Raw genomic sequence first — 7,624 nt, forward strand, 5'->3', positions numbered from 1 at the left:
ATTTGCAAATCTTTCTTCATCATTAAATATAGTATAAAAATTACTAGATCAATATGTACCAATTCAAGTAATATTTGATTCAAATTCACTACTAGCAGATACTGTTTCAATTCAAGAATTAATTACATTAAATATTTCTCATTGAGAAGAAAAGCAATACATACCATCTTTCAAAAGATTTAAAGTACATCAATTTATATCTACAGGAATATCGTAATTAATACTTGTTCATCTTACATCATTATTAATTGCTTTTAATAAAGCTCATTTATTTCAAGATATATTTAATCAATTATTATATACAATACTATTTAATTCTCATAAAACTTCCAGTTCATCTTCAGTAAATGAATAAACATAATCAGATGAAACTCAAGAAATACTTACAATATTAAATCATTTTAAATATTCACTATTTAAAACAGTTTTTAATTGTTTTATATTTTGAGAAAATCTTCAGGTTTGTTCTAATAAATCTAATTTTTTTTCTATTTCTTTATATTTTTCCATTTTTTGATCAGAATCTGCTGGAATTCTTCTAAACAGATCTATATCTTTCGTCAAATCTTCTACTGTAAAATCAATAACAACTTGTCATTCAGGAGTATTAACTATATTTTCTTTATCTCATTCAATAAGTGTAGATAAAACAGCAAACAATAAATATATTACTAATACAATTCATAAAACTATAGATATAGGGAATTTATTGTCTACGAAAAAATCTTTCATTTTATAAATTTTTTTGTAATCATATCAGAATTTATTTTCTGTACTATCATCTTTAATGATTGAATCAAATTCAAGTCTAAAAAAAGATATAAAACTAATATTATTATTAGATATTCTTGATCTAACAAGTTCATCAAATTCTTTAAAATTATTTTCTATACTATTTTCTGTATCATTCAACAATTCTTGTAATTCAGATTTTTCAACTATATCAGAAACTTTACAAGCAACTGTCAATATTTTATCTCAATCTTCAAGTTCTCACTCTATAAATTCTGAAAAAATATTTATTTTTTCATTTCATTCCAAATCATTATCAACCATATAATTAACTTTTCAATCTCTGAAAATTACAGTGCTAATATCTCATATCATACTTGACATATAAGAATCTTGAAAAAATATTTGTAAATTTCATCTTATAGTAAAGAAATCAACATCATGTATTTTTTCTGAAAATGTTATTAATTTATTGTTCATAGCTTGAAGTTTATCTTCAATTTTACTTTGAATTTGTTTAGTTGTATAATCTTGTGAATAAGATAAATTTTCTTCTATATCAGCAATAAATTCCGAAAAAAGATCTTTTTGATATTCCAAAAATTTATCTGTAAGAAAAACTATATCTACATTCAAAAAAATGCCATCTCCAAAATCCTTATAAACATTAAGTTTATTTATATTTTCTCAAAAATATTTTTTATCTTTAAAAAGTTTCATAATATCAAAAATTAATTTTAGTTATCTAAAAAAAGAATAATAAACTCATATATAATTAATTTATTTATTTTTTCAACTTAAAATATATTAAAAATATAAGTAAATTTATTTTCAAGGATAAACATCTATTGTTCAAGTAAAAACTTTAATTTCTCAATTTAAATTATAATCAATCAAAACTTCCATTCATTTTTTTGTTTCTTCCGAAAATCATTGATCAAACAAAAAATTTCATAAACTATAAATTATTGGTTTATCTTGATACCGATCAATTCATTGTGCTACATGTGGATGATGACCTATTATAATATCTGCACCACAGTCAATTAATTTATGAGCAATATTTTCTTGCATTACATTATGTTTTGTTTGATATTCTAATCACCAATGAACACTTACAAAATTTTCATAATCTTCTTTGTATTCTTTCAAAATATCACAATAAGTATTACTCAAATTAGGAGTAATAGTAAAATCATAACTATGCCAAGCATAATCAATTCATCTAATATTTCCTGTATAAATATAATTCTCTTCAAAATAAGATCAATGTCTTATATAACCAAAATAATCAAAATCTTCATTTTTAAGATTTTCAACTGTATTTAAATGAGCTGGGATTCATCTATCCATAGTATGATTATTTGCCAAACTCATAATATTAAATCATAAATTTCCAAGCCAAGTCAAAAAATCATTAGATGAACAAAAAGCAACTGTTTTACTTGTTTGTTGACAAATAGATTTATCAGATACTACTGGAGTTTCCAAATTTAATCAAACAAAATCAAAACCAAAAAGTTTTCTATGATGAAAATAATTTAAATCTTTTTGTGTATTTCAAAGACTAAAATGTCTTGAAAAAAAATTATAAAAACTTTCTTCATCATCTAAATAATAACTAACTCATCTATCATAAATTAAATCACCATAAAATGCTATTGTCAAACCATTGTTAGATATTTTTTCATCTTGATAAAAAACAAATAATCTAGAAGTATTATCATATCATTTCTCTTTTGAATAAATTAAACTACTACTATCTCTATAATAAAGTTTAGGATATTTTTCTTTTTCAAAAGCTAAACTATTCAATATATATAAACAATTTTGACAATCAACTTCAAGTTTTTTATAATCTTTAATATTTAAAGAATTTTTGAGAGTATACAAACTAGTTTTATCATGAACATAAGCAAAATTTTCAGGAACATAATGAGAAAAATCAACCGATGCTATATACAAAGTATTTTTATCACTAAATTTATTTTTTAAAATTTCTTTTAATTTATCTATTTTTACAAAATTATTTGGAGATATCACTAGAGGATAAATTTTTGCTTTTGGGAAAAAATTTTCTATATAAGGAAAATGTTCTTAAATTCAATGTTCTTTTGTAATATATTCTCAATTTTTGTAAGAGAAAAGATAATCACTTTTGAAAATTGATTCTTTTCAATTTCAATCAAAAATCAATTTATTCTCTACCAATGAATATAAATTATTACAAAAATCACTATAACAAACTTTATTTTCTTTATCTTTTGAATCAAATGAAAGAAAATTATTTTCTCAAACTCAAAAATGATTTGGAGATATTATAACAATATTTAAATCTTTTATTCATTCAAGTTTATATTCATTTTTTATTTTAGAATAAAAATCGTATACAACATTAGATTCTATCATAAAATGTGGAATAATAGCAAATTCTTGTATAATTTCTTTTTGTTCAATATTTTCTTTTTTAATCTCTCAATTTGTATTTAAAATATATTTTTTATCAAAATCTAAATTATTATTAATATTTTCTGATTTAATATTAAAACTTTCAGAATAAAAAAAATATACATTTACAAATCAAACAGAAATAATAAAAAGGAAAATAAATAAAAAATAATTTAATTTCATTTATTTATTTTTTCATATAAATCTTGAAAAGGTAATGATCTTAATAAATTTTTATCTTCATCACTAAGTTGATCATAAGAATTTTGCCAATTTTCATCCGTTAATCTTCATGAATAATCTACATATTGTCAAATATGTTCTTCTCAATAAAATTCATAAGGAGTATATACCGGTCCTACAACTATTCTAGGTCAATTAATATCATTTATCATCAACAAAATTAATTGAGGTCTTCATATTGCATTGTATAAAGCTCAATATTCACCTGATGTAAAAATATCTGCTATTATAGATCATCTTTGTTCTTTTTGTAAAGGCAATCAAACATAAACATTTGGAATTAAAATTTCTTTAAGTTTAATATAATATAATCTTAATTTTTCAAAATCTTCATCTGATATTTTTTCATTTTTTGTTTGAGAAACTGCAATTCATCTTACAAATTCTAAATATTCAATAAAATAATCAAATTTATCATCTTGATCATAAAATTCTTTTGTATCTTTTGACAAACTAATTAATCTATCAATTAAATCTATATTTGGTTCTATATATCATTTTGGAACTGGTAAACTTGGTGGTTGTATATCTAATTTACATCATCAAAGTCATCATCATCATAATTCAGCATAAACTTGTTTTACATAAAGCAAGGTTGCATGTTTAAGTTCCATATATGATCATAAATATGTAATAAGATTTTTTTGTTGATATAACTCATCTTTTACAAAATAAGGAGAATTTTCATCTTTTATAAACAAATAATTCAAAGTATCCAACCATTTATTATAAATATTATCTTTAAAACTATAATGTTTTACTTGTTCTTGTAAATCTTGTGCTAATTCAAAATAATTATCAACATAATTTTCATCAAGCATATTTTTCAAAAACTCTCAAGCAAAACTACCTGCTAGATCATTTTGTGCAAGAATATGTGCAATAGCTGATGAACTAACAATTGGAGTTTTTATAATTGATTCTTTTTCTGCTGATCAAGCAGTCAATTGATCATGCAACCAAGCATCTATTGTAGCTTTTTCACCAAAAAAGACAAATCATACTGTATCTGAATGAGCTTGTTCTTCTGTTATTGCTCAGAATTTTTCTGTATTATAAGAAGTTGAAATAATACTTTGTTGTTTTAGATTTTTTAGTTCAGTATGAATATTTTCATCAAAATTATTTATAATATCCAAATCACTTTTAAAATTATTTTTTTCAATAAATCAAGCAAGATCATTTATATTTACATCATCATCTTCTCAAATTAATTTTCTAACAAATTCATTCATTTCCATAAATTTATTTTTTTCATCATCATCAATATTATTTGCTTGAATTAATGCAGTTTTAGATAAATCTTGGTCCAAAAAATACATTTTTTGTCTCATAAGAAATTTCATTCCCATAAAATAAGTTTTAAGCAAAGAATTAGTTGTATAATGACTTCTTGGTTGAAATTGTGTATAATCTTGGATGATTTCAATATTATGATCAGTAAATAAGCTTGGGTAATAATGTTTTAAAAATATATCATTAGCCTTTTGTGTTTCAGATTTTATAATTTCTTTCATATGTAAATTTAACATATCTTGAACATCTTCAGGTAAAATAGAAATTTTCTCTTCAAAAGAATTTAATATAATACTAGACATTTTATTATCATCTTTTAACTCTTTTGATTGTCATTCATGATCTCTAGGAAGCAATAATTCAGATTCATCTATTAATAAAGAAGATGCAATTGCCCAATATCATAACAAAAATTCATAATGTAATTTTAATTCTTCATTATCTTCATTTTGATATAAATTCAAAAATTTATCATAAAAAACATTTGCAATTTCAGAGATATTTTTTCTCATAAAAGCTTGTTCATAATATTTTAAATTATCAGAAAATAAAGTATAATACATATGTAATAATAGATCAGAGGTTACAAAAAGTGTATTATAAGGATATCTTCTATATTCTTGTGTTTGTCATCAAATATAATTTAGATAAGCAACCCATTCTTCATTGAAATTGAATGAATCTATCGGAGAATCTCAATCTCATTCATAATTAATATATTGCCATTGAGGATCTAATAATACCCATCATCTTTGTTTGAAAAATTCTAATAAATTTCAAGATAAATTTAAAGAATTAGGTTGAGTTGAAAATCAATATTTATAAAAAAAATATCAATTTCATTCATAGTGATCAGAAAGTTCAATATCTTTTCAAGCTGAAAAATCTTCCCAAGAGACTGTTTTTATTAAATTATTATTATCAATATTAATAAAATCAACTCATTCCTTGCATTTTTCATTATTTGATAATCTATCTATAACTTCTTCATTTGGATTATATTGCTTTGTCCATTTTTCATTAAATCATTTAGTAATAGATTGGAAATTATTCATTTCATCAATACTTGGTTTTTCCATTTGCCATGTATATGAATAATTTATTTCTTTATTTGGATCATATACTTTTTCATTTTCAAATCTAATTGCTCATTGATTTTCTTTTTCACCACTTTCTACTTCTTCTTTTTCTTCAATATTTTTTTCATCTTCCTCATTTTTATTAATTTCCTCCAAATTTTCATTTTTTTTCTCTTCCTCAAATTTTCATTCTTCCTTATTTTTTCCTTCTTTATCATTCAAAACTTCAAAATTTTCTTTTTCAATCTTTCAAATTTCTTCTTCTTGATTTTCTTGTATACATCAATTTAAGTTCAAACTTATTAATCATAAGATTAGTAATATTATTATTTTTTTCATCGTTAATTTAATTTAGTTTATAAAATATTTTATGGTTCAAATGTTTCTGGATCTTTGTCTTCTTGGATTTTTCATTCGTAGTAGACATTATATTTATCTTTTGTATAGTCACTATCTTCTTTAAAAATTTCAAATGTTTCTGGATCTGATCATTTTATCTTTTCTCATCTAAAATAAACATTATTTTTATCTCTTGAATATCTAGTACCTTTAAAAACTTCAAAAGTATCAGGATCTGAATCTTTTATTGGTTTATTCTCAAAATAGATATAATTTTGATCAATACCATAATCTCAATCTATATGTTCAAATTCTCTTGGATCTGTCCATACTGTAGAGTATCATTCTTGCACATATTCTGGATCTTCATTCCACGATATTTTTAATACATTTTCTTTATAATACATCATTCAATCATATGAATAATAATTTCATCAAAAGCTTTCATAGTTTTCTGGATCTTTGTCTTCTTGGATTTCTCACCTATGATACACATTATTTTTATCTTTTGCATATCATTCATAAAGATATCAAAATGTATCCGGATCTGCTCATTCTATCTTTTCTCATCTAAAATAAACATTATTTTTATCTCTTGAATATCTAGTACCTTTAAAAATTTCAAAACTACCAGCATCTAATCAATCTAGTATTTCTCAATATTTGTAAACATAATTTTTATCTTTTGCATATCTGTTTTCATAGCCTCAAATATCAACAGGATGATATTCTAAAATTTCAAAAGTATCTGGATGTGCTAAATCTATCTTTACTCACCAATAATAAACATAATTTTTATCTTTTGAATAAGCTGTATTTCTTTGAAAAACTTTAAAATATTTTCACTCTACTTTATTAAGTTTTTCACAACCCAAATAAACATTATTATTTATAATTAAATAAAAACTTCTATATGCTTTTATTATATCAATATTATTTTCATCTAAAGTATTTAATTTTTTTAATAATTCTCATCTACAGTAGATATTATTTTTTTTCTTATACACTTCTAATCCAAAATCATCATCTCATAATATTGTAAAAGTATTAGGATTTATATTTTTTTTAATATTTCATTTATATACATTGTTTTTATCTCTTGCATATCTCCAGCTTTCCTGATATACTTCAAAAGTATTTGGATCTGCTCATTCTATTTTTTCTCAATTAAAATAAACAAAATTATCTTCTATATGATAATTACTTCCCAATTCTTCATACAATATAGAAACTTTTTCTGAACTTATATTTTCTATTTTATCTCATTTTACTTTTGAAACTACTTCATATTTTTCTTTTGTCTTATCCTCAAATTCTAGTATTACATTAAAATTATATTTATCATCATCTTTTCTAATATTTTTAACTTCTGTTGATTCTAATTCTTTATACCAAGATTTAAAAGTTTCCAAATCAATATTTGAATTTAATCTCATTTCAAATGCTTTTTTCAATTCTCATTTTTCCATTAAATTATAATATTCTTT

Annotated in this window: 5 protein-coding genes and 1 pseudogene; all 6 read right to left on the reverse strand. The window is 21.9% G+C overall.

Going from position 1 to position 7,624, the window contains the following annotated elements:
- Window positions 1-1,452, reverse strand: a 1,452-nt coding sequence (locus VAMP_RS04170; protein WP_213349650.1) for a hypothetical protein, incomplete at its 3' end; no start/stop codon positions are given.
- 105 nt (window positions 1,453-1,557) lie between these two features.
- Entirely contained in the window at window positions 1,558-2,109 is a 552-nt protein-coding gene (locus tag VAMP_RS07095) for a CapA family protein (RefSeq protein WP_338032125.1), read from the reverse strand.
- A gap of 492 nt (window positions 2,110-2,601) precedes the next feature.
- A pseudogene (gene amrB, locus VAMP_RS07100) lies at window positions 2,602-2,814 on the reverse strand (AmmeMemoRadiSam system protein B); the annotation flags it as partial.
- Window positions 2,815-2,829: 15 nt separating this feature from the next.
- Window positions 2,830-3,363: a hypothetical protein gene (locus tag VAMP_RS04180; protein WP_213349655.1), complete on the reverse strand. Its 534-nt coding sequence runs from the start codon at window positions 3,361-3,363 to the stop codon at window positions 2,830-2,832.
- Window positions 3,354-6,137, reverse strand: a complete 2,784-nt coding sequence (locus VAMP_RS07105; RefSeq protein ID WP_213349658.1) for a DUF3160 domain-containing protein — start codon at window positions 6,135-6,137, stop codon at window positions 3,354-3,356. The genes VAMP_RS04180 and VAMP_RS07105 overlap by 10 nt, the downstream gene beginning before the upstream one ends.
- Before the next feature lie 29 nt (window positions 6,138-6,166).
- On the reverse strand, window positions 6,167-7,624 hold a 1,458-nt coding region (locus VAMP_RS07110; protein ID WP_213349660.1), incomplete at its 5' end, for a DKNYY domain-containing protein.

It is taken from the genome of Candidatus Vampirococcus lugosii (assembly GCF_018420025.1).
Taxonomy (GTDB): domain Bacteria; phylum Patescibacteriota; class Gracilibacteria; order Absconditabacterales; family Absconditicoccaceae; genus Vampirococcus; species Vampirococcus lugosii.